This window comes from Chelatococcus reniformis (assembly GCF_014640075.1).
In the GTDB taxonomy this organism is placed as follows: Bacteria; Pseudomonadota; Alphaproteobacteria; order Rhizobiales; family Beijerinckiaceae; genus Camelimonas; species Camelimonas reniformis.
Genome location: NZ_BMGG01000010.1, coordinates 116,463 through 138,779, shown reverse-complemented (window position 1 = coordinate 138,779; position 22,317 = coordinate 116,463). Strand labels below are relative to the sequence as shown.

The window sequence follows — 22,317 nt, the reverse complement described above, 5'->3', positions numbered from 1 at the left end:
TCAACGCGGCCACAGCGGAAGCGGAATGCCCAGCCCGAGCATGAACAGCACGTAGAGCGCCAGGGGCATCAGGAGGGCCGTGGCCAGCGACACGGCCCAGGACCGCGCGTAGAGCAGCCGCGCCCACAGGAGGATGAAGGCAAAGGTCGGCAGCGCGAAGCCCGCGTATTCGACCAGGGCGACGTAGGCGAGGAAGGCGAGGCCGGTCAGCAGGGGTGCGCCTTGCAGCGGCTCGCGCTCTTCCGGCCGCAGCGGCTCCAGCACCAGCACCGCCGCGATCGGCAAAAGCGCGATCGACACCAGCAGCGGCGTCAGGCCCGGCCCCGGCATGCCGAACTGCCAGATGCTGAGGCGCAGCGCGCCGATGCCGAAGCCGAGGACGATCAGCAGCAGGCCGAGACCGGTCAGCTTGGCGGGAAGGGCAAAGGCGGACAATCGCATGGGCCTCTCCAGCATTTCGGCCAGCCGCTACGGGCCCCGCCTCGGGTCTGGCTGCGGCTCGACGAGCGGAAATCGCAGAGTCACCTCCCGCCGGCTCGCACGCATCCTGGCTTTGCAAATTGGATGCCGGGCATCAGCGGGTCAGCCCGCCGCCGCGCAGAGCATCGGCCAGATAGGCCATCTCGGTCTTGGGCTCGGGGCCGCGGAAGGTGACCACCATCTCGCTGACCCCCGCGGCCAGGTAGCGCTCGTAGGCGGCCAGACAATCGTCGGCGTTGCCGGCGACCGCATAGAGATCGAGGATGCGGTCGCTGACCACCGTATGTCCGGGTGCGCCGCCATCGAGCCGCGCGGCGATCTCGTCGAACTCCTCTTCGGCGACGCCGCTGCCGATCATGTGCCAACCCCTGAGCTGGGGCGTGCCTTCGAGGCCGAAGCTGCGCGCGATCATTTTGCCGACGATGTCCTTGGCGAAGATGCGCGCTTCGGCGCGATCGGGCCGCGCCACACAGGGCGCGTACTGCACGACGGTCACGGGGGTTGTGAGCGTGCGCTTGGCGATGCCTGCCTGCATCAGCTCGATGGCCCGGGTGGTGAAGCCCGGGGTGCAGAGGTTGGAGATCATCAGCCCGTCGGCGAGTTCGCCGGTGAGGCGGATCGCCTGCTCGCCCATGGCCGCCATGAAGATCGGATAGTCCGGGCGGGGAACGGCGAATTCGAGCCGCAGGTCCGTGGCGGAGAACACCTTGCCCGCGTAGGTGACCGCGTCTCCCTTCATCAGGCCGCGCACGATGTTGATGGTATCGCGCATGGCGGCGATCGGCTTGTCGGAGCCCAGGTGCGCATGCGCCAGGATTTGCGCGACGCCCGAGCCCAGCCCCAGGTTGGCCCGTCCGCCGAGCAGTTCGTCCAGCGCGCCCATTTCCATGGCGATCAGCGACGGGTGACGGTTGAACGGATTGAACACGCCGATGCCCAGGTCGATGCGGCTCGTCGCCAGGCCGCAGGCGGCGACGGCGGGCAGCACGCCGCGGCCGAAGGGGTTCTCGGCATACCAGATCGAATCGAAGCCGCATTTTTCAGCGGTGATGGCCAGGTCGACGCAGACCTGCGGCGTCATCCAACCATCCAGACGCATGCCGAACCGTCTCTGCACCGGACGCCTCCTGCGCTCAGCTATCGATACGCGAGGCCCGGGCCCCGCCATGGGCGAACGCGCCTTGCGACTGACAATATCAGAATTTGAGTATCTGACATTTCAGTTGAAAGTCTGGGCGGTGCATGCATAACGGTCAAGGTGAAAATTGGGGCATGCGATGCACGAACCGGACCTGCAGCTGCTGACCACGAGCGATCTGGTCCGCCTCTATCGGCAGCGGCAGCTCTCGCCGGTGGAGGTCATGGACGGCTACCTCGCCCGCATCGAACGGCTGAACCCGGGGCTCAACGCCTTCGTCCTGGTCGACCCGGAGCGTGCGCGGGCCGAGGCGCGGCGCGCCGAAGACGCGTTCATGGGGGCGGACGAGCCGCCGTTGCTGGCCGGCCTTCCCGTGTCCGTGAAGGACAACATCATGACCGCCGGCCTGCGCTCGACCTCCGGCTCGCCGCTCTTCGCTGACCACGTGCCGCAGGCCGATGCCGGCGTCGTCGCCGCCGTCCGGCGGACGGGAGGCATCGTCGTGGGCAAGACCAACACACCGGCATTCGGCTGGACCGGCTCGACCGATAACAAGCTCTTCGGGCCGACCCCCAATCCCCACGATCGCACCGTGACCGCCGGGGGCTCCAGCGGCGGCGCGGCGGTCAGCGCCGCCGCAGCCCTGGCGCCGGTCAACATCGGCACCGACGGTGGCGGCTCGCTGCGCACGCCCGCCGCATTTACAGGCACGGTCGGCTTCAAGCCGTCCCACGGGCGCCTGGCGGACGTGCCGGCACATCCCCATTGGCTGATGCAGCACTACGGCCCCATCGGCCGCACCGTGGCCGATGTGGCCCTCGTGCTCGAGGCAGCTGCCGGCCCGCATCCGGCCGACCCCCATTCGCTGCCGCGCGGCGCGGACGACTTCGTCGCGGCGACGCAGTCGACGCCCTGCGGCCTCAAGGTGCTGTTCACGACCCAGCTCGGCTTCGTCGAAGCGGTCGATCCGGAGATCGAGGCGCTGTGCCGGGAGGCGGCCACGGCGCTGGCCGAGCTCGGCTGGACCATCGTCGAGCGCGACCTCGACTGGCCGGATCCGGCCGCCTTCGCCAACACCCTGTCGGCGGTCGGCTTTGCCTGGCGCCTCGGGGATCACCTCGACCGCCGCGACGACATCGAGGACGGCATCCTCGCCATCCTCGATCACGCCGCGGCGCTGCCGCCCAACGCCTTCTACGACGCCTATCTGGAGCGGAACCGCTGGTGCGCCCACCCCCTGGGGCTCTTCGAGGCGTTCGACCTGCTGGTCACACCGACGACGGCGGCGCCGCCCTTCCCCGTGGGCACGCTCGCCCCGGCGACGATCGGCGGCCGCGCTGTGCCGCCATCGGCCTGGTCGCCCTATCTGCGGCCCTTCAACCTTACCGGCCAGCCGGCGATCTCGGTGCCGGCCGGCCGCACCCGGGCCGGCCTGCCGGTCGGCTTGCAGATCGTCGGCCCGAGGTGCGGCGACGCCCGGGTGCTCGCCGCCGCCGCTGCCTTCGAGCGCCTGCGCCCCTGGCCGATGTGGCACGAAGCGGGGGTTTAGGCGGCAGACCTGGCCGGTCTGCCCTTGCCGTCGTAGCCGGGCTTGACCCGGCTATTCTCACCTGAAGAATCTGCCCGCTACCTGGCTTGGAGATGAATAGCCGGGCCAAGCCCGGCTATGACGTCGAGATGCTCGCCGTTAGTTCTTCGGCGCGGCGCCCAGCATGGCTTCCCACTGCTTTCGGTCGGCGATGGAAAATGTGCGCATCTCCTCGCCCGGCATGCTGCCGATCTCGGTGGCGATACCGGCGAAGGCCTCCACCACTTTGGGGTCCTTCAGCGCCTTGTCGATGGCGGCCTCGAGCTTGGCGCGGATCGGCTCGGGCAAGCGGGCCGGTGCGACGATGGCGCCGCGGCTGCGCACGACGTCGAAACCGAGCTCCTTGTAGGTCGGCGCGTCCGGGAAGAACTTCGAGCGCTGGTCACCGGTATAGGCGAGCAGGCGCAACTGGCCCTGGCGCACGTTGGGCGCCCACGACGAGGCGTCGGACAGGAAGTCGAGGTGGCCACCGAGCACGTTGGCGATGCCTGCGGCGGTTCCGGCCTGCGGCACGTGGACGAACTTCGCACCGGTGTCCTTCATCACCTGTTCCATGATCAGGTGCTGGATGGAGTTGATGCCCACCGAGCCGAACTTGAGCTTGCCCGGGCTCTTCTTGCCCTCCTCGACCAGCTCCTGGAAGGTCTTCCACGGCGCGTCGGCGCGGACGACGACGCCCAGCACGAATTCGCTGTAGGAGCGAAGGAAGGTGAAGCCGTCGATGCCGTCGTAGGGTACCGTCGTCTTCATGCCGATGGGGAAGGTGTAGGCCGAGTTGGCCCAGATGCCGATGGTGTAGCCGTCGGGCTTGGCGTTGGCGATCTCGCTGAGACCCAGCACCATGCCCGGGCTCGGCTTGTTCAGCACGACGACCGGCTGGCCGAGCTCCGGCGCCATGGCCGCACTGATGGCGCGCGCCATGACGTCGCTGATGCCGCCGGGCGCAAACGGCACCACGAAGGTGATCGGCTTGTCGGGAAACGTCCCCGCGGCCTGTGCCGCGGGCTCCGTCGCCAGCCCGAGGGTTACCGCCATCGCCCCTGCAAGCGCGGCTAAGATGGTCCTTCGCTTCATGCCGATCCCCTCTTGGCGCTCGTCAGTCGGGCCGCCGCGCGCATCACGCGCCCCGGTTGCCCCCTGGAGCTTTTGCTTGAATTGACATTTCAGTATCTACGATGTGGGCGAAGGCATTGGCGGTCAAGGCCAATTGAGAGCCTCCCTGCCGCTTCTCTCATCAGGCGGGCGCAAAGAGCGAGCACCTAGCGCGAATTCTGAACTTTCAGTTTCTTTCTCGGTCTCCTATGGTTACGCCATTGAAGCGTGAGCCGCATGCAGCCCTTTGCCAAAACCCCGCTGTCCGAGATCAGAGATGCGGTCGCCGCCGGCGCGATCGAGGCGGAGCGCCTCGTCCGCTGGACCCTGGCGCGCATCCGCGCCGCCGCCGACCTGGAAGCCTTCGTTTACGTCGGCGAGGACGCGCTCGTCGCCGACGCGGCGCCGGCCCCATCGGCCGGGCCGGTGCGCCGCTCGCTTGCCGGCCTTCCCGTTGCCGTGAAGGACATCTTCGAGACGTCCGCCATGCCGACGAGCTTTGGCTCGAAGGCCTATGCCGGCCATCGCCCGGTGATGGATGCGGCGATCGTCACCGCGCTCAGGCAGCGTGGCGCCATCGTGGCTGGCAAGACGGCGACCACCGAATTCGCCGCGTGGCCGCCGGCGCGCACGCGCAACCCGCTTGATTCGGCGCGCTCGCCCGGCGGCTCCTCGGCCGGCTCGGCGGCGGCGGTCGCGGCGGGCCTGGTGCCCTTGGCAATCGGCACCCAGACCCTGGGTTCGGTCGTTCGCCCGGCCTCCTATTGCGGCGTGGTCGGCTTCAAGCCGACCTACGCGCGCCTCAGCCGCGCCGGCCTGAAGCCGCTGGCGGAATCGCTGGACAGCATCGGCCTGTTCGCGCGCAGCGTCGCGGACGTGCGGCTGCTCTACGAGGCCCTGGTGGACGAGCCCGGCCCCGAGACCGCGGACAGGCGCGGGCTGCGGCTGGGCTTCTGCCGCGGCGCCTGGTGGAGCGAGGTGGCGCCGGATGCCCGCGCCGCGATCGAGGCCAGCGTCGGCCGGCTGCGCGCCGCGGGCCTGGCGATCGACGACGTGGACCTCGGGCCGGCTTTCGCCGACCTTGTCGAGATCGGCCGCACGATCCATGATTTCGAGATGCGCCGCGGCCTGATGCCCGAGTATATCGCTGCCCGCGACCGCCTGGCGCCGTCGATGGCCGCCGGCATCGAGCGGGCCGGACGGTGGACTGCCGCCGACCATCGCGATGCCCTGGGGCGCGCCGAGGAGGCTCGCATGGCCTTTCAGCGCGCGGCAGCGGGCTACGACGCCCTGCTTTGCGCGGCGGCGGCGACGGAAGCGCCGGACATGAGCCACACCGGCGATCCGTCCCAGAATATCCCGTGGACGGTGCTGCACGTGCCGTGCCTGACGCTGCCGGCGGCGACCGGCGCCACCGGCATGCCGATCGGCCTGCAGGTGGTGGCCGAACGCTACGCCGAACCGCGCTTGCTTGCGGTCGCGGACGCGTTGGAGCGTCTGCTCAGCGCCGGTGCCGGCACGGCGTCGTCGCGCTATCTGCCGGCCTGGGCCGACGCGGTATGCGCCGACGAGACCCTGTGGGCCCCCGGCGCGCAACGGCGGGCCTGACGAAGCGGCCAGTGATCGGAGCACAGCCCATGAAGCTTACCTGCACCGTGAACGGCCTTCGGATCGAGGCGACGGCCGAGCCGCGCCTGCTGCTGGTCGACTTCCTGCGCCACCAGCTCCGGCTCACCGCCACGCACGTCGGCTGCGAGATCGGAGTTTGCGGGGCCTGTACCGTCATCGTCGATGACGAGCCGGTTCGCTCCTGCCTGATGCTCGCGGTGCAGGCCGACGGCTGCCGCATCGAGACGGCCGAGTCCCTGGCCGCTGGCGGCGAGCTGTCGCCGATGCAGGCGTCGCTGCATGCCCATCACGGCCTGCAATGCGGCTTCTGCACACCCGGGATCCTGATGACGCTGGAGGCGCTCGCGCGGTCCGGGCAGTTGCCCGGCGACGAGGACGGCGTGCGCCACGTGCTGGGCGGTCACGTCTGCCGCTGCACCGGCTACCAGCACATCGTCGACGCCGTCCTGGCGCAAGCCCGATGAAGCCGCCCAGCTTCGCCTATGCCAGGCCCGGCACCGTCGCGGAGGCGGCAGGCCTGCTGGCGCAGGGCGACGGTGCCGTGCTGCTGGCCGGCGGCCAGAGCCTGATGCCCATGCTCAACCTGCGGCTGGCCGCCCCCGACACGGTGATCGACATCAACGGCATCGCCGGGCTGGCCGACGTGCGGCGCGATGACGGCCGCCTGCGCATCGGCGCCATGGCCCGGCAGGCGGCGCTCATGCGAACCCCGGCGGTGGGCGAAGCGCTGCCGCTGCTGGCGCTCGCCCTGCCCCACATCGGCCATCCGCAGACGCGCAGCCGCGGCACCATCGGCGGCAGCCTGTGCCACGCCGATCCGGCGGCCGAGCTCGCCCTCGTCGCCGTGGCCGCCGACGCCGTTCTCACCCTGCTCAGCAGCGCGGGCACCCGCACCGTTCCGGCCCGTGCCTTCTTCCTGCATGCCATGGAGACGGTGCGCGCTGCCGACGAGATACTGACCGAGATCACGTTTCCGGCAAGCCGCCCCGGGGCGCGCTGCGCCTTCCGGGAGCTGGCGCGCCGCCACGGCGACTTCGCCATCGCCGCGGTCGCCGCCGAATGGTCGCCCGAGGGCCTGACGATCGCGGTCGGCGGCCTGGAAGCGACGCCCCGCGTGTGTGCGCACCTGAGCCGGGAGCTGGCCGGCCGGCCGTTCGAGCAGGCTGCCGTCGTCCGCCTGATCGACGAGGAGCTGGCGCAGACGGAACCGCTCGAGGACGGGGTCATCGGCCCCGACTACCGGCTTCAGCTGGCCCGCGTGCTGCTGAACGACTGCCTGGCCGAGGTGCTGCCGCCATGAGCCGAACCGCCGCCCAATCCGCCCCCCGCCGCAAGGAGGACGCCCGGCTGCTGCGTGGCGCCGGACGCTTCGTCGACGACGTGCATCTCGACCGCATGGTGGAGGGCGCCTTCGTCCGCAGCTCGCGCGCCCACGCCGAGATCGTCTCGGTCGACGCGAGCGCCGCGCTCGCCGCCGGCGCGCTGCTGGTGCTCACCGCCGCGGACCTGCCGTTCAACGATCGCCCCTGGGTGACGCGCTACTGGCACGCGGCCATCCGCGGCGGCCTGCCCCGCTTCCTGGCCACGGACCGCGTCCGCTTCGTCGGCGAGCCGATCGCCTTCGTGGTGGCCGACGACCGCTACCGCGCCGAAGACCTGGCGGCGCTCGTCGAGGTCGCCTATCGCGAGCTGCCGGTGATCGCCACGGTGGCCGATGCCGTCCGGCCGGACGCGCCGCGCCTGCATCCCGACTGGCTCGGCAACGTCGGCGCTCACTTCCAGCAGGCAACGGGCAATGCCGATGCGGCCCTGCGCGGCGCCGCCCATCGCGTGCGCGAAACCTTCAGCTTCGTCCGGCAGGCGCCGTTGCCGCTGGAGACGCGCGGCATCGTCGCCGACTACGACGAGGCGCGCCAGGCGCTCACGGTGTGGATGTCGACGCAGGCACACTACAACGTGCGTCAGAACCTCTCCTCCATCCTCGACCTCCCAGAGTATCAGGTCCGCGTCGTCTGCGAGGACGTGGGCGGCGGCTTCGGCGCCAAGTCGCGCACCTATGTGGAGGAACTCGTCGTCAGCCACGCCAGCCGGCGCCTGCGCCGGCCGGTCAAATGGATCGAGGACCGCTTCGAGAACCTGCAGGCGACCACCCATTCCCGCGCCATCGACGTGGACATCGAACTCGGGTGCGACGAAGGCGGCGCGCTGCTCGCGCTCAAGGCGCAGTTGCGCCTGGACATGGGCGGCTACGTCTTCACCAGCGGCATCATGACCGCGGAGGTGGCCGCCGGCTTCATCGCCAACGCTTACCGCATCCCCAACTTCCGCGTCGACGTCAGCTGCATCGGCACTAACAAGACGCCGATCGCCACCTACCGGGGCGCGGGCGCGCCGGAGGCGGCATTTCCCATCGAGTGCCTGATGGACCTGCTGGCCAAGCGGGCCGGCCTCACGCCGGTCGAGCTCAGGCGCCGCAACCTCATCCGCCCGGCCGACCTGCCGCACGAGCTGGAACGCAGCCTCGCCGGCATCCCCCTACGTTTCGAGAGCGGCGACTTCCCCGCCCTCCTCGACCAGGCGCTCGCCGACAGCGGCTACAGCCGAGACGTCGTCACCGAGGCCGACGGATGCCGCACCGCGTGGGGGTTGGCGGCCTGCATCGAGGGCTCGGGCTTCGTCAATTTCGAGACGGCGGTCATTCGCGCCGATGCGCTGGGCAACGTCACGGTCACCTCCGGCATGAGCACCCAGGGCCAGGGGCAGCATACGACCTATGCCCAGGTGGCGGCGGAGACGCTCGGCGTCGACTTCGAGCGCGTCGACGTGCGCATGGGCGACACCCAGCTGGTGCCCTTCGGCCGCGGTGCCTTCGCCAGCCGCGGCGCTATCTTCGGCGCCAACGCCGTGCTCGGCGCGGCCGAGCGGCTGCGGGAGAAGATCCTGGCCGTTGCCGCCGATATGCTGCAGGCTCCGGCCGACGCCCTGACGATCGCCCATGGGCGCATCGTACGCGCCGCCGGCGGCGACACCGATCTCGACATCGCCGCCATCGCTCGGGCGGTGAGCCCTGGCGGCTCGCACTTTGCCGGGGAGCCGGCGCTCGAAGCTCAGTACGTCTACGGCAGCGACCAGCCGCTCACCTTCGGCGGAGCCGTACATGTGGCCAGGGTCCGCCTGGACCCGCGGACCGGCTTTTTTCGCGTGCTCGACTATTTCGTCTCCCATGATGCCGGCCGGGCGCTCAATGCCATGATCGTGGAAGGGCAGATCATCGGCGGCGTCATCGACGGCATCGGCGGCGCGCTGTATTCCGAACTGATCTACAGCGACGAGGGTCAATTGGTCACCTCGACCATGGCCGACTACCTGGTCGCCACGGCGCCTGATCTGCCGCGCGTCCGTCTCGGCCACGTGGAGACCCGCCCGGGCACCAACCCGCTCGGCGTGCGCGGCATCGGCGAGGGCGGACTGATTCCCACCGCTGCCGTCATTGCCAACGCGCTCGCCCATGCCATCGCGCCGGGCGCTACCGGCCACGAGGCGCCGCTCTACACGCTGCCGCTGCGGCCCGAGCGCGTCTATACCGCCTGCCGCCTCGCCACACACCGACTGGTCGCCCCGCCATGACGCAAGCCACCCGCATCGCCCCCGGCCTCGCCGCTTTCGCTGAGATCGCGACGCCCGCACTGGTGATCGACCTTCCTGTACTGGACGCCAACCTCGCCCGCATGGCCGCCGCGGCAATGGACGCCGGCGTGGCGCTGCGGCCCCACGCCAAAACCCACAAATCGCCCGATATCGCCCGGCGCCAGCTCGACGCGGGCGCCGTCGGCATCGCCTGCGCGACCATCGGCGAGGCCGAGGCGCTCGCCGCGCGCGGCATCCACGGCCTGCTGCTGACGGCGCCCTTCGGTAGCTTGGCGACGGCGCGGCGTCTGCTCGATCTCAATCAGAGGGCGCCGATGCTGGCCGTCGTCGATCATCCCGCCCAGGTCGAGCTGCTGCATCGGGCCTCGCGCCCGTCCGATCCGCCCGTCTCCATGCTGGTCGACGTGGACGTCGGGCAGCGGCGCACGGGCGTCGCCAACGCCGGAGCCGGGGCCGAGCTTGCCGGACTGATCGCCGCCGACGGCCGTTTTCGCTTCGCCGGCGTGCAGGGCTATGCCGGCCATGTCCAGCACATCGTCGATCCGGACGAGCGCCGGGCGGCGGCCGGACAGTCGTCGGAAGTGCTGGCGCGAGCGGTGGAGGCGATCGAGACGGAGGGCCTGGCCGTGCCGCTGATCTCGGGCAGCGGCACCGGCGCCTTCGCCTTCGATCGCGACGGCCCCTACACGGAGCTGCAAACCGGGTCCTATGCGCTGATGGACGCCGACTACGACCGCGTGCGGCGCGGCGACGGTGAGGACGCCGCCTTCGGCGTCGCCCTCTACGTGCTCGCCACCGTGGTCTCGGCCAGCCGGCCCGGCCAGGTCACCATCGACGCCGGCACCAAGGCGATCGCCACCAACGGCCCGCCGCCGCACGTCATCCTCGGCGCCGATGGCGCTCGCTTCCGCTTCGGCGGCGACGAGCACGGCATCCTCGACTTGCCGGCCGGCGCCGCCCAGCTCCCGATCGGCACGCGGCTGCTGCTGTCGGCCAGCCACTGCGACCCGACGGTCAACCTGCACGACGCCTACCGCGTGTGGCACCCGGACGTCCCGCTGCAGCGCTGGCCCATCGAGGGGCGCTACACCACCACGCCTTAGCGGAGACGGGCGAAGCATTGCCCGATCAGCTGGCAGGACACGAACGCGGCCGGCGCCCAGAGGACGCCGGCGCGAGCTGCAGCCGTATGGCGGGAATGTGCCGGCGGGGCCGGCTGGCCCGGAGGGAGCGGGCGCCGCGCCCCCCAGGCATCAAGGACGCAAGCCTTCGAGAGCGGGAATCCGCGCTCAGAGCCGCTGCCGGGAATACCAGCTGTCGACGTCCTCCTTGGCCTTGTCCTTGGCAACGCCATAGCGTTCCTGGATCTTTCCTTCGAGCTGGTCACGCTTTCCGGCAATGACGTCGAGGTCATCGTCGGTCAGCTTGCCCCACTGCTCCTTCACATTCCCCTTGAACTGCTTCCAATTACCTTCGACGCGGTTCCAATCCAATCCATCCTCCTCTTGGATACGATCATGAATTGGAAAGATCCGAGCTGGCCGATTGGTTCCAATGTGAGACAGACGACACACGCGGATGACGCGGCAATCGCCTCGCCCGGGAGCCCCTCCGATCGCGGCTCCATCAGCCGCCCGGCGCGCCCGCCGCGACGTCCGCGCCCGGCCAAGGGTACTCCATCACCAGCGCCACGATCGCCGCCGTGGACCCGTCGTAGCGGGCGGCGATGCGCGGCAGCTCCCGCGCGATCGTCTGTGCCGGAGACTCGGCCGATGGCGCGGGAAGCATGTGATCCGCCGCAGAGGCGTCACTCGCGCGGTCCGGGCGGATCATCAGGCCGTGGCGGCTGCGCACCGCAGCGCCCTCGCCGCCGACCGTGACGACCGTCGCCATTGCCGTGCGGGCGTAAGCGTCGACCATGAAGCCGAGGGCGACTTCGTCCACACCGGCATGGAGAGGGATGCCCACGGTCTCCCGGCGCCAAAACGTCAGGGTGTTGCGCACGAAGGTCTTCTGGTGCTCGCCAGTGAGCTCGAACGCGGCCGATCGATGACGCGCATCCCAGTCAGTGACGCCGAGATCGCCCGCCACCCGCTCGGCCACCGGCCGGCCGCCGATCGCCTCCACCAGCGCCAGCATCACCGGCACGCTGGCGGAGATGCCGGTCGAGGTGGTAATTCCGTTGTCGCTGACGTAGCGCCGGTCCCGCACCCACTGCATGGTCGGATGCTGCTGCCTGAGCTCGGGAATGGCATTCCAGTGCGCCGTAGCGCGACGGCCGTCGAGCAACCCCGCGGCGGCGAGCGTCCTCGCCCCATTGCAGATCCCGACGATTTTGGCCCCCTTGCGATGTTGCGCCGCGATCCAGCCGGCAACGAACGGGTCGACCGGCTCCATCGCCGGCACGACGACATAGTCCGCCCCCTCGGGATGGCGCGCATCGAAATCGCTCATCGTCGCCTCCGGCTCGATGCTGAGGCTCGGATAGAGCTGCACCGGCGCGGCCCGCTCCGCCACTACGGTCACGTCGGCGACGTCGGCCCGGCGCAACACGCCATAGGCGGAGAGAAGGTCGGACACCTCGGTGGCGGCGTTGAAGGTGGCGATGGCGATCACCGGCCGCGCCCGTTTGGGCGGTCGCATCGCCGCGATGGTCCGGGCCTGCTCGGCGGAACCGACGGCAGCGGCAGGCGGAAGCGGCGTCGACGCCGGCCGAGGCGCGAGCACGAACGGCGCCGCGATCAGCGGGAGCGCGAGGGCGGCGCCAATGGCGAGAAGGATGGTGCGCTTGCGCATGTGGCCTCCATTGCGGCGGAGGATACCAGCGTCGTCCATGGCGCAAGCGCCATATGACGTGTCCTTTCTGCCAAACTGCCGTTGCAGGGCCGGGCGGCACGTCCGCCCCGTCAGCATCGGCCGCGCCTCTGTGCGCGGGGCGGAACAGGGTCGGCGAAGAAAAGGGCCGACGCATCCATCAGGTTGCGCCGGCCCAAGCTTCCCGTTGGCCGTAATGGCTGGAAGCCAACGGGAGACTTATAGTTAATTCCGCGATGCAGCGCATACAAACAATAAACACTACGCCTTTCGACGTAAGTCCTTCAGGCCGGCTTGAGCTGCGCTGCTGATGCTTGCGATATGGTGCCGCCTGTCGCAGTGCGCAAGAGAGCCGGAGGGGCCGTTGCGCCGGGCTTCACGGGCTGCCCGTTTCCCCGCGGTTGAACGTGCGGCGCGAATCGATATGAGTCCGCCCATGATGTTTGCCCCCCGCACCGCAGAGTCGGCGACACGATGACGCCGCCCGCCAAGGTGTCCATCGACCTCGGCACGCGCGCGGGCGGGGACACGGCCGCGCTGGACCTCGAGGAACTGCTGGCCACCCGCCTGCTGGTGCAGGGCAACTCGGGCTCGGGCAAGTCGCACCTGCTGCGCCGCCTGCTCGAACAGAGCGCGCCCTGGGTGCAGCAGGCGATCATCGACCCGGAGGGCGATTTCGTCACGCTGGCGGACCGCTACGGCCACGTGGTGGTGGACGCCCAGCGAGGCGAAGCGGATCTCCAGCGCGTGGCGGCGCGGGTGCGCCAGCACCGGGTGTCGGTGGTGCTCAACCTGGAGGGGCTCGACAGCGAGCAGCAGATGCGCGCCGCCGCCGCCTTCCTCGGCGGGCTGTTCGATGCCGACCGGGACATCTGGTACCCGCTCCTGGTGGTGGTGGACGAGGCGCAGCTGTTCGCCCCTGCCGCCGCGGGCGAGGTGTCGGACGAAGCCCGCAAGGTGTCGCTCGGCGCCATGACCAATCTCATGTGTCGTGGCCGCAAGCGTGGCCTCGCCGGGGTCATCGCCACCCAGCGCCTGGCCAAGCTCGCCAAGAACGTGGCGGCGGAAGCGTCCAACTTCCTCATGGGCCGCACCTTCCTCGACATCGACATGGCCCGGGCCGCCGACCTCCTGGGCATGGAGCGGCGCCAGGCCGAGATGTTCCGAGATCTGGAGAGCGGCCACTTCGTCGCCCTCGGGCCGGCCTTGGCCCGCCGCCCGCTGCCGGTGCGCATCGGCCCGGTCGAGACGGCGCCACGCTCCACCAGCCCCAGGCTGATGCCACTACCGCAGCCGGCCGCCGCCGAGGAGACGCGCGATCTGATCTTCACCCCAGGAGCCGACGAGGCGCGGCCGCCGGCGCCGCGCCGGGCCCCGGCGGTGACATCCACCGCCGACGTGCTGACCCAACTCGCGCGCAGCGTGCCGCCGGCGCTGCCGCCCGCCGCCGAGCCGCTGCCCAGCCTCTCGCCCGAGCAGCGTCAGGCGGCCATCGACGCGGCGCTGCGCGAGATCCTGAGCGAGAGCGACGCCGGCTTTCGTACCATCGCGGTGCTGTACCAGGACTTCCTGGTGCGCTGCCGGATCCGCCGGGTCGGGGGCGAGCCCCTCAGCCTCCCGTCCTTCCGGCGTCGGCTGGCGGTGGCCCATGCGGGCATCGACCTCGCCGAGGCGGAAGCGGAGGATTCTCCCTGGGCCGAGGTGCTGACGATGGCGGGCGCCCTGCCGGAGGACATGCAGGGCGTGTTCCTGTCCCTGGCGCGGGCCGCCTTCGACCGCCGCCTCTGCCCGTCCGACGCCGACGTCGCCCGCTCCTACGGCAGCCGCTCGCCGGGCCGGGCGCGGCGCCTGCTCGCCTACATGGAGGAACGTCAGGTGATCGTCTGCCGTCAGGACGGTCGCGGCCGGCGCATCGTGGCCATTCCGGGCCTGGCCTGGGAAACCGAGCCTGGCGACCCGAACGCGCCGGCGGGGATGAGCATGCCCGGCCAAGCGGCGGAGTGAACGCGATCGGAGCGGCTCACGCTGACAGACGCGCACTCCGCCCGATCGTCCATCACCCGGAAGTTTCCGCCCGAACCGGCGTACGGTGCCCATCAGCGCCAAGGCGGAGCCGGACAGTTCGTTCCCTTTTGGGGAAGCGGAACCATGCATTCCAAACAGCGTCGCTCGAGCCGCCAGCCGCCGCAACGCGCCTGGTTACATTCGTTGGTCGGCGCCCCCACATGAGCGTATGGTCATGGCAAGGAAATTGTCCCGCTCCCCTGTATCGCTTGTCCTTCGGGTTGAGGGCGGGTTCCAGTATCAGCTTTGGTGCGCCAGCGTGAGAGTTCCCGGGCGGAGCGGGCCGGTTGTCGCAACCGAGCAGGAGGCAAGGACTGCTGGCGAGAGCGCCCTGCTCAAACTGACAAAAGATGCCGATTGGCAGCTGACGATGCCGGCAAGATAGTGCGGCGACCTCTGCGGGCGGGAACGTTGGGGCCGACGCGACAGGTGAGCCGCCGCGGATGGCACCGACGTTGTGAGCTGCGGGGAACGGCGAAATGAAAGATTTTGTCCTGTACAGTCGCTACCGCGCCATGTACTCGCCGAAGCGTATGGCCGATTTGAAACCTGGATCCGCGGCGTTCATCGGTAAAACCGGTGTGTTCGAGGCCATTTGGCGCATCTCCAAGGATGACGGCGGGCCTTATGTCGGGCTCTGGGCGATGGGCGTTCCAAGGGAATGGATGGATACCGTGCCCAAGGCGACCCGATGGGGCGACTGCTGGGTATGGGTCCCCGCATGCGATATCGAGGGCGCCCAAGAGATATTTGACGAGGTCGAAGGCCTAACCTGATCGGGCCCTCGGGCTGATCGCGGGCGCAGAACGCGGGCGATGCGCGGCGGAGCGCGGTCTTTCGAGGGAGCCAGGCGCAAAATATTAGTCGGGATAGGAATGTCATTCCGTGACGGACGCCGAATATTCGTCACCGCGACGGAATATCGGTATCGTCAGTAAAATCATACTAAGGTCAGATCGAATGATACAAATCAGGTCTAGACGCTATGCCTTCGGGCTATACGTACTTGCTTTTTCGGCGACGCTGCCTGCTGTTGGCTTCGCCAAGGAGAAGCCTGGTCCGCACCGGCCGTTACAGTCGACCGAACTGGAGAGCGGTCGTACCAGCGTGAACACCGGAAGGAACCCTAACCACACCAAGCAAGATGCTGAAGAGCGCGCCTTCAACAAGAGAGCGACCGAATTGAAGCGCGCAACGAGCGGAATCTGCTCGAACTGTTAGGACTGCGGCCGTCAGATCCGTTGCCCTTCTGGCCAACGCTCTGCGGGCAAGGCGGCGCCGGGCTCGGATCGTCAACGCGCCCGTTGTAGCAACGCGAGGTGGCCGTGAGAATCGTAATCGAGTTTTTCCGGGTCCGACAGGAGGATGGCGCTCATGCTGTCGTCGGCCGCGAGACGGAGGATGCGTTCGATCGCGACGCCGCAATTGGGCGAGCCTGGGCGCTGGCGCAAGCCCTTGATATGCCGCAGCGACCCGACGCGCTGACGGTCACCGATGCAGAAGGCAGGATACTCTATTCGTGCAGCTTCGATGCTGTGTTGAAGGGGGAGGAGAGGTCATTCGTATGAACGATCATGACAAAGCCGACCCCAGCCGCAGCGCACGAATGCTCATAGCTTTCTGAAGCCGGAGCGCTTCGCGATCGCCGGAACCGTTCCACCCGTCGGACCTTTCCGAAATGCGTGGCGTCCCGCAGGGGCCGCGGCACGCGGGGATGCCATCGCCTTTCAGCCGCTGCACAGGCCCGGCGCAGCGCCAGCGAAATGGCGCCGCACTTGTTACTCCCCGCCGTTCGATCGGCGGTGCAAAAACGATCTCACGGCCAACACACGGGCGATGGGCCGCGGCGGAAGTCGCGCCTCGCCCCGAGGCAGGACATTGCCAGGTCAGGAGGTTCACCAGCCATGACGACATCAGTCCAGAACGGACGCGACGACGGCCAGCCCGCCATGCACACGCCACTGGTGGTGTCGGCTCAGGCGTGGGCGACGGCTCATCAGGAACTGCTGGTCAAGGAAAAGGCGCAGACCCGTGCCCGGGACGCCCTGGCTGCCGAGCGCCGGCGCATGCCGTGGATGGCCGTGGAGAGGACCTATGCCTTCGAGGGACCTGCGGGCAAGACCAGCCTGCTCGACCTCTTCGCGGGCCGGCGCCAACTGATCGTCTACCGCGCCTTCTTCGAGCCCGGCGTGTTCGGCTGGCCCGAGCAGGCCTGCCGGGGCTGCTCGATGGTGGCCGACCAGGTCGCCCACCTCGCCCATCTCAATGCCCGGGACACCACACTCGTGTTCATCTCGCGGGCATCCCAGGCCGACATCGCGCGCTTGAAGGCGCGTATGGGCTGGGAGATGCCGTGGTTCACCATCACCGACAGCTTCGACGCCGACTTCGACGTGGGCGAGTGGCACGGCACCAACGTGTTCTACCGCGATGGCAATCGCGTCTACCGCACCTATTTCGTCAACAACCGCGGCGACGAGCAGATGGGGAGCACCTGGAACTACCTCGACGTCACGCCGCTGGGCCGGCAGGAGACCTGGGAGGACTCGCCCGAAGGCTATCCTCAGACCCCGACCTACAAGTGGTGGAACTGGCACGACAGCTACGTCCCGGACGCCGCACCCGACAAGACGTGGGTCGCGGTGTCGGATGCGGGCGAGGCGGCGTTCCGGAACCGGGACGCGGGCGCCAAGCCATGAGCCCGGCGTGTGTCGGCGGGTCCGCGCCACCCCGGCGCGCACCTGCGCTGGGGGTGGCCGACGGGCTGGCGCTGGCGGCCTCGCCCACCTTCGCCGTCATGGCGCTGCTGACCGGCGTGCTGGGCGGCGGCCCGGCGGATATGCTCTGCGCGGCCGCGCCCGTGTGGCCGCTGAGCGGCATGGCGACGATGTACCTGCTGATGAGCTTCTTCCACGCGGCACCGTGGCTGAAGCTGATCCGTGCCGGTAGCCGCCCGGCCCGTTGAGCGAATGGAGGTCGCGTCAGACCGCCGATGACGTGGCGAAAGCGAAAGCCCTCATCCTCAATATGAGAACGGGCCCGGCCCGCCCCATTCATCGCCGTGGATCCGCAAGCAATCGCAGGTGGCCTCGATAAATCTGAGACCCGCTGTCGGATTGACAAGCCCGTCTTCGTCCTCGGACCATGGATCGGCAATTCACGGGCGCAAAGGGGCTTGCTATCGCTCTCTCCGGGCCCCGTCCGGTGGAGATCTTGCCGGTTCTGCCGATACCAGGCGCTTGACCGCGTCGACAGCCATCCGCCAATGCATGAGGATACGAGTATGCCCAACACTGTGCGCTTGCACCGCGTTCTGGCGACCAGCCCGGAGAAGGTCTATCGCGCGTTCGTCGAGGCCGACGCGCTTGCGAAATGGCTGCCACCCAACGGCTTTGCCTGCACCGTGCATCATCTGGAGCCCAAGGTCGGGGGCACCTTCAAGATGTCGTTCCGGAATTTTACAACGAGCAAGAGCCACGCCTTCGGCGGCGAATATGTCGAGCTCGTGCCCGGCGAACGCCTGCGCTACACGGACAAATTCGACGATCCCAACCTGCCCGGCGAGATGCAGGTCACCGTGACGTTGAAGAAGGTCTCGGTCGGCACCGAGTTGGATGTCGAGCAGTCCGGCGTGCCGGACGTCATTCCGCTCGAGGCGTGCTACCTCGGTTGGCAGGAGTCGCTGCGAAATCTGGCCAAGCTCGTCGAGCCCGAGATCAACGAGTAGGCGCATCGGCGTCGAGCGAGGCCCCGGCATCGGATCGCGCGGCCGAACCCCGCGATCCGACGGCGGCGCCTGGAGCCCGCCCCTCGGGTGCCCCCGCCCGATCCCGTTATCGCCGACGAATGGTCGGCAGGCGGTCGGGCGCGTGGCGGGCCGCCGGCATCATACCGCGCCCGGTCGGGAGGCGCCCGGCTCGAGCTCGGGAACGAACTGTGCCGCCTGCGAAGGGGCAATGACGAAAGGTGCATCGACCGCCGGGACGGCAGCGCGCGACACCGCGCGCCAGACCGCCACCGCGGCCAGCACGAGGGCAGCGGCTGCAACGAAGTAGAGCACCCCGTCGATGTCGAGATGCGACATCAGCCATGTGCCCGCGAAGGGCCCGATGATCGACCCGATGCCGCTGACGAGAATGAGCCGGCCACTGACGGAAACGGCTCTCTCGCCCCCCATGTTGTCCATCGCGTTGGCGACGCAGACCGGATACATCGTGGACATGAACCCGCCGAGCACGGCTGCCAGCGGCAGCACGATGGCGAGGTTGCGCGGGACGACGATCAACGCCAGTGCGGCCGTCGCATATCCGAGCGCAAGGGCTGCGAGGAGCAGCCGGCGGTCGACGCGGTCGGACAGCAGCCCCACCGGCACCTGCAAGGCCAATCCACCCAGCACGACGCTGAGCATGACGAGGCCAATGGTCTCCTGCGGGACGTCTCGGGCCATCATCCACGTGGGCACGACGGCGTAGAAGGTGGCGCTGACCATACCTGCGATGGCCGCGCCCAGCACCGCCAGCGGAGCCACGCGCGCCAAGGCCCCGTAAGGCAGCCTGGCCTCCGTGACGATGGCCGGCGGCTCGGCGCGCGTCATGCTGACGATGACCAGCGCCAGCGCGAACAACGCGACGATGATGTCGAACGAGGCCGAGCCGGTCGGCGACAGCCGCCCCGCCAGCAACTGGCCGCCGGCGAGCGCCAGAAACGTGCCGACCATGTAGGTGGAGAAGATGCGGCCCCGCAGCGCCGGCGTGGCTTTGGCGTTGAGCCAGCTCTCAGTCGCCACGAAAAGGCCCACGCAGCCGAAGCCGATGGCGGCCCGCAGCAAGGCCCAGGCAAGGCCGTCCACGAGGAGGCTCATGCCCATGGTGGCACAGATGACGATGCCGCCGAACGCCGCATAGCCCCTGATATGCCCGATACGCTGGATGATGCCGCCACAGGTCAGCGAGCCGATGGTGAAGCCCACGAAATAGGCGCTCATGATCACGCCCTCCAGCGAGGGAGAAAAATTCTCGATGCCGAGGCGCAGCGCGACTAAAGTCGTGAAGAACCCGTTCGCCAGTTGAACAAAGCTCGTGGCAAGTATTATGGCTGCAACTTGCGCGTACAATGCGGACCCCGCTGTGCCCGAAAAGGCAATTCAAGCCATGGCGCCGATGGCGGCGGTCACCTTATCGGACAATGCTGACCTTGTCAGGGCTGGCTGGGCGCGAATGCTGACCGCGCAATGGCCAGCCGGCGCTGGATGGCCTATGTCCGCCCCCTCGCGCCCCCTCACCCCGGCATGATCCCACGCCCCTAGGCCTGCCCGGTGAGCTCTTAAGCCTGCGGCATCCGCACCGGCGCCTCGATGTCCAGGCTGGCCAGCTCGTAGCCCCGCCGGAAATCGACGATGTGCTTGTCCATCCAGGCGCGGGCCTCGGACGCGGCGCCGGCGCGCAGCGCGGCGAGGATGCGCTCGTGGGCGAAGATGAGGCGCTCGCCGGCGTTGAGGCGCGAGAACACCTGGAGAAACGCGGGGTAGAACAGGCGGCTGATCGGCTCGCGGCAGAGCTGGAGAGCGCGGTTACGCGAGGCCTTGGCGACGAGGTCGTGAAACTCGATGTCGAGCTCGGTGAGGCTGCGCTCGTCGGTGAGTGCCCGGCGCGTGCGCGCCACGTTGTCGGCGATGGCGTCGAGCTCATCGGCGGAGATGCGGCCGGCCGCCCCCTCGGCCAGGCCCGGCTCCAGGCTCAGCATGGCTTCCCACAGCTCGAAGAAGCTCATCTCGCGCAGCACCATGGCGGCCGCGACGCGCGAGGCGATGTCGGCGTCGCGCGGGGCGCTGACGAACAGGCGCTTGCCGCCCTCGTGGCGCCGCACCAGCCCGTTCTGCTCCAGCACCCGGATGGCCTCGCGCATGGTCGAGCGGTTGACGCCGAGTTGCTCGGCCAGCGCCGTCTCCGACGGCAGCCGGGCGCCCACCGCCCAGTCGCCGCGCAGGATGCGGTCTTCGATGAAGCTCGCGACTGTGCGGTAGGCGAGCCCGGTGCGGGCCGGCACCAGGCCCACATCGACACCGGTCATGGCGCGGCGTCCGCCTTGGCGTATTCCTGATCGCGCAGGTCCCGCCGCTTGATCTTGCCGGTCGCGGTCAGCGGCAGCGCCGCGATGAAGGCGACGGCCCGCGGATATTTGTAGGGCGCGGTGACATGCTTGACGTGGTCCTGCAGCTCGCGGGCGAGCGCATCGGACGGGGCATGGCCGGCGCGCAGCACGACGAAGGCCTTGACGATCTCGCCGCGCTCGGTGTCCGGGCTGCCGACCACGGCGCAGGCCTGGACCGCCGCATGCTCGAGCAGCGCATTCTCCACCTCGAGCGGCCCGATACGGTAGCCGGCCGAATTGATGACGTCGTCGGCGCGGCCGCGATACCAGAGGTAGCCGTCCGCATCGAAGCTGGCGCGGTCGCCGGTGAGGTACCAGCGACCCTCTGGCCCCTCCACGTGGGCCGCCGCCGTGCGCGCCTCGTCCTGCCAGTAGCCGAGCATCATCTGCGGATTGGGCGTCAGCAGCGCCAGCGCGCCCTCCTCGCCTTGGGCCAGCCGCCGGCCCGCCTCGTCGATGACGGCCAGCTCGCTGCCGGGCGAGGGCCGGCCCATGGCCCCGTACTTCACCGGCTCGCCGGGATAGTTGAGCACGGTCATCAAGGTCTCGGTCTGGCCATAGGCCTCGTCGACGCGCAGCCCGGTGGCGGCCTCCCAGCGACCCGCGACGACCGGATTCATGGCTTCGCCCGAGGAGACGACTCGGCGCAGCGCCGAGAGGTCGTAGGCGGCGATGTTCTCGTCGACGAGGCGGAACAGCTCCGTCGCCGGCGCGCAGTAGACGGTGACGCCATGCTCGGCGAGAAGCTTCAGCCGCTCGCTCGGTACGAACGGGCCGTCGTAGAAGAAGCTTGCGGCACCGCAGCTCAGCGGCCCGAACAGGATGCTGGTGCCGGCCTTGCTCCAGCCGGTATCGGCAGTGCACCAGATGCGCTCGCCGGGCCGCAGGTCGAGCCAGTACATTGCCGAGACGCGCCAGGCGTAGAGGGCACGCGCGGCGTGGAGCACGCCCTTGGGATGCCCTGTGGAGCCCGAGGTGTAATACATGATGGCCGGATCGTCGGCCCTGACCACGGCGGCCTCCAGCGTTTCGGCCGCCGCAGCCAGCGCGCGGCTCCAGTCGAGCCAGTCTGCCGGCGACCCCGCCTCCCCGCCGATGGCGATGCGCACCGGCACCTCGCCGGTGACAGCGACAAACTTGTCCGCCTGCTCGGCCCGGCAGATCACCGCCTTGGCACCGGAGTTGCGCACGCGATATTCGATGTCCCGCGGCGTCAGCATCTCGATGCAGGGGATCGGCACGGCACCGATCTTGAGGGCGCCGACGAGGGCGGTCATCCACTCCGGGATGCGCGGCAGCATGACGAGGACGCGGTCGCCGGCCGCGATGCCATGGGCACGCAGCACGTTGCCCAGACGGTTGGTCTCGGTCGCCATGTCGGAATAGGTGAGCGTGCGGGCAGCGCCTGCGGCATTGCGCCAGATCAGCGCCGGCCCGTCCCGCTCCTGCGCCCAGCGGTCGATGACGTCGCTGCCGAAGTTGAAGGTGGCGGGCACGTCCCAGCGAAAGCCGGCACGCATCGCCACGTAGCTCTCACCGGAAGCCTCGGGTCCAGCCGTCCAGATGTCCCGCATGATTGTCCTCCCGCCTCATCCCAAGGCCGGCCCGAGATCGGTCTCGCGCAACGCGCCTCAGCCGTCATGGCCGGGCTTGACCCGGCCATCCATCGATCGAACCAAATGCAGCCCGCCAGGGCTGGCCGGAGCGGAGCGTT

20 protein-coding genes are annotated in these 22,317 nt (G+C 69.3%); 12 read left to right on the top strand and 8 right to left on the bottom strand.

The window, feature by feature from the left end:
• Positions 1–441 (bottom strand): tripartite tricarboxylate transporter TctB family protein, encoded by a 441-nt coding sequence (locus IEW34_RS25250; protein ID WP_188612004.1) that lies wholly within the window; start codon positions 439–441, stop codon positions 1–3.
• A gap of 133 nt (positions 442–574) precedes the next feature.
• Positions 575–1,597 carry an LLM class flavin-dependent oxidoreductase gene (locus tag IEW34_RS25245; protein WP_188612003.1) on the bottom strand — a complete coding sequence of 341 codons (1,023 nt, stop codon included), beginning with the start codon at positions 1,595–1,597 and terminating at the stop codon, positions 575–577.
• Between the two features lie 160 nt (positions 1,598–1,757).
• Between IEW34_RS25245 and IEW34_RS25240 the strand changes: the two genes are divergently transcribed.
• Complete coding sequence (locus IEW34_RS25240) at positions 1,758–3,167, top strand: amidase (protein WP_188612002.1); 1,410 nt, start codon at positions 1,758–1,760, stop codon at positions 3,165–3,167.
• A gap of 138 nt (positions 3,168–3,305) precedes the next feature.
• Here IEW34_RS25240 and IEW34_RS25235 read toward each other — a convergent pair whose 3' ends face one another.
• Entirely contained in the window at positions 3,306–4,280 is a 975-nt protein-coding gene (locus IEW34_RS25235) for a Bug family tripartite tricarboxylate transporter substrate binding protein (protein WP_188612001.1), read from the bottom strand.
• Positions 4,281–4,535: 255 nt separating this feature from the next.
• On the opposite strand from IEW34_RS25235, the gene IEW34_RS25230 reads away from it, so the two are divergent.
• The 5 genes from IEW34_RS25230 to IEW34_RS25210 are packed head-to-tail and all read left to right on the top strand — an operon-like array spanning position 4,536 to position 10,678.
• Positions 4,536–5,906 (top strand): amidase, encoded by a 1,371-nt coding sequence (locus IEW34_RS25230; protein ID WP_188612000.1) that lies wholly within the window; start codon positions 4,536–4,538, stop codon positions 5,904–5,906.
• A gap of 29 nt (positions 5,907–5,935) precedes the next feature.
• Complete coding sequence (locus IEW34_RS25225; RefSeq protein WP_188611999.1) at positions 5,936–6,391, top strand: (2Fe-2S)-binding protein; 456 nt, start codon at positions 5,936–5,938, stop codon at positions 6,389–6,391.
• Complete coding sequence (locus IEW34_RS25220; protein ID WP_188611998.1) at positions 6,388–7,227, top strand: FAD binding domain-containing protein; 840 nt, start codon at positions 6,388–6,390, stop codon at positions 7,225–7,227. Before IEW34_RS25225 ends, IEW34_RS25220 begins: the two co-directional genes overlap by 4 nt.
• Positions 7,224–9,554, top strand: coding sequence for a xanthine dehydrogenase family protein molybdopterin-binding subunit (locus tag IEW34_RS25215; protein WP_188611997.1), 2,331 nt, complete (start codon positions 7,224–7,226; stop codon positions 9,552–9,554). The genes IEW34_RS25220 and IEW34_RS25215 overlap by 4 nt, the downstream gene beginning before the upstream one ends.
• Complete coding sequence (locus tag IEW34_RS25210) at positions 9,551–10,678, top strand: DSD1 family PLP-dependent enzyme (protein ID WP_188611996.1); 1,128 nt, start codon at positions 9,551–9,553, stop codon at positions 10,676–10,678. The genes IEW34_RS25215 and IEW34_RS25210 overlap by 4 nt, the downstream gene beginning before the upstream one ends.
• Positions 10,679–10,864: 186 nt before the next feature.
• Here IEW34_RS25210 and IEW34_RS25205 read toward each other — a convergent pair whose 3' ends face one another.
• Both IEW34_RS25205 and IEW34_RS25200 read right to left on the bottom strand, forming a co-directional pair.
• Positions 10,865–11,068 carry a CsbD family protein gene (locus IEW34_RS25205; protein WP_188611995.1) on the bottom strand — a complete coding sequence of 68 codons (204 nt, stop codon included), beginning with the start codon at positions 11,066–11,068 and terminating at the stop codon, positions 10,865–10,867.
• A 133-nt stretch (positions 11,069–11,201) separates the two neighbouring features.
• Entirely contained in the window at positions 11,202–12,371 is a 1,170-nt protein-coding gene (locus tag IEW34_RS25200; RefSeq protein WP_188611994.1) for a DJ-1/PfpI family protein, read from the bottom strand.
• Positions 12,372–12,863: 492 nt separating this feature from the next.
• Between IEW34_RS25200 and IEW34_RS25195 the strand changes: the two genes are divergently transcribed.
• The 6 genes from IEW34_RS25195 to IEW34_RS25170 all read left to right on the top strand — a co-directional run bounded on the left by IEW34_RS25195 (position 12,864) and on the right by IEW34_RS25170 (position 18,180).
• Positions 12,864–14,393: an ATP-binding protein gene (locus tag IEW34_RS25195; protein ID WP_188611993.1), complete on the top strand. Its 1,530-nt coding sequence runs from the start codon at positions 12,864–12,866 to the stop codon at positions 14,391–14,393.
• A 539-nt stretch (positions 14,394–14,932) separates the two neighbouring features.
• A complete protein-coding gene (locus IEW34_RS25190; protein ID WP_188611992.1) occupies positions 14,933–15,229 on the top strand; it encodes a hypothetical protein in 297 nt (98 codons plus the stop codon).
• Between the two features lie 549 nt (positions 15,230–15,778).
• Positions 15,779–16,021: a hypothetical protein gene (locus IEW34_RS25185; RefSeq protein ID WP_188611991.1), complete on the top strand. Its 243-nt coding sequence runs from the start codon at positions 15,779–15,781 to the stop codon at positions 16,019–16,021.
• A gap of 336 nt (positions 16,022–16,357) precedes the next feature.
• Complete coding sequence (locus IEW34_RS25180) at positions 16,358–17,152, top strand: DUF899 domain-containing protein (protein ID WP_188611990.1); 795 nt, start codon at positions 16,358–16,360, stop codon at positions 17,150–17,152.
• Complete coding sequence (locus IEW34_RS25175) at positions 17,149–17,418, top strand: hypothetical protein (RefSeq protein ID WP_188611989.1); 270 nt, start codon at positions 17,149–17,151, stop codon at positions 17,416–17,418. Before IEW34_RS25180 ends, IEW34_RS25175 begins: the two co-directional genes overlap by 4 nt.
• Before the next feature lie 318 nt (positions 17,419–17,736).
• On the top strand, positions 17,737–18,180 hold the full coding sequence (locus IEW34_RS25170; RefSeq protein WP_188611988.1) for an SRPBCC family protein: 444 nt from the start codon (positions 17,737–17,739) through the stop codon (positions 18,178–18,180).
• Positions 18,181–18,339: 159 nt separating this feature from the next.
• On the opposite strand, the gene IEW34_RS25165 is transcribed toward IEW34_RS25170, so the two are convergent.
• The 3 genes from IEW34_RS25165 to IEW34_RS25155 all read right to left on the bottom strand — a co-directional run bounded on the left by IEW34_RS25165 (position 18,340) and on the right by IEW34_RS25155 (position 22,177).
• On the bottom strand, positions 18,340–19,566 hold the full coding sequence (locus IEW34_RS25165; RefSeq protein ID WP_188611987.1) for an MFS transporter: 1,227 nt from the start codon (positions 19,564–19,566) through the stop codon (positions 18,340–18,342).
• Between the two features lie 209 nt (positions 19,567–19,775).
• Positions 19,776–20,522: a FadR/GntR family transcriptional regulator gene (locus IEW34_RS25160; protein ID WP_188611986.1), complete on the bottom strand. Its 747-nt coding sequence runs from the start codon at positions 20,520–20,522 to the stop codon at positions 19,776–19,778.
• On the bottom strand, positions 20,519–22,177 hold the full coding sequence (locus tag IEW34_RS25155; protein WP_244642200.1) for an acetate--CoA ligase: 1,659 nt from the start codon (positions 22,175–22,177) through the stop codon (positions 20,519–20,521). Before IEW34_RS25155 ends, IEW34_RS25160 begins: the two co-directional genes overlap by 4 nt.
• Positions 22,178–22,317: the final 140 nt, after the last annotated feature.

Coding starts and splice junctions, on each gene's coding strand:
- IEW34_RS25250 (WP_188612004.1), bottom strand. CDS start 441: ATGCGATTGTCCGCCTTTGCCCTTCCCGCCAAGCTGACCGGTCTCGGC.
- IEW34_RS25240 (WP_188612002.1), top strand. CDS start 1,758: ATGCACGAACCGGACCTGCAGCTGCTGACCACGAGCGATCTGGTCCGC.
- IEW34_RS25235 (WP_188612001.1), bottom strand. CDS start 4,280: ATGAAGCGAAGGACCATCTTAGCCGCGCTTGCAGGGGCGATGGCGGTA.
- IEW34_RS25230 (WP_188612000.1), top strand. CDS start 4,536: ATGCAGCCCTTTGCCAAAACCCCGCTGTCCGAGATCAGAGATGCGGTC.
- IEW34_RS25225 (WP_188611999.1), top strand. CDS start 5,936: ATGAAGCTTACCTGCACCGTGAACGGCCTTCGGATCGAGGCGACGGCC.
- IEW34_RS25220 (WP_188611998.1), top strand. CDS start 6,388: ATGAAGCCGCCCAGCTTCGCCTATGCCAGGCCCGGCACCGTCGCGGAG.
- IEW34_RS25215 (WP_188611997.1), top strand. CDS start 7,224: ATGAGCCGAACCGCCGCCCAATCCGCCCCCCGCCGCAAGGAGGACGCC.
- IEW34_RS25210 (WP_188611996.1), top strand. CDS start 9,551: ATGACGCAAGCCACCCGCATCGCCCCCGGCCTCGCCGCTTTCGCTGAG.
- IEW34_RS25200 (WP_188611994.1), bottom strand. CDS start 12,371: ATGCGCAAGCGCACCATCCTTCTCGCCATTGGCGCCGCCCTCGCGCTC.
- IEW34_RS25195 (WP_188611993.1), top strand. CDS start 12,864: ATGACGCCGCCCGCCAAGGTGTCCATCGACCTCGGCACGCGCGCGGGC.
- IEW34_RS25190 (WP_188611992.1), top strand. CDS start 14,933: ATGAAAGATTTTGTCCTGTACAGTCGCTACCGCGCCATGTACTCGCCG.
- IEW34_RS25180 (WP_188611990.1), top strand. CDS start 16,358: ATGACGACATCAGTCCAGAACGGACGCGACGACGGCCAGCCCGCCATG.
- IEW34_RS25175 (WP_188611989.1), top strand. CDS start 17,149: ATGAGCCCGGCGTGTGTCGGCGGGTCCGCGCCACCCCGGCGCGCACCT.
- IEW34_RS25170 (WP_188611988.1), top strand. CDS start 17,737: ATGCCCAACACTGTGCGCTTGCACCGCGTTCTGGCGACCAGCCCGGAG.
- IEW34_RS25160 (WP_188611986.1), bottom strand. CDS start 20,522: ATGACCGGTGTCGATGTGGGCCTGGTGCCGGCCCGCACCGGGCTCGCC.
- IEW34_RS25155 (WP_244642200.1), bottom strand. CDS start 22,177: ATGCGGGACATCTGGACGGCTGGACCCGAGGCTTCCGGTGAGAGCTAC.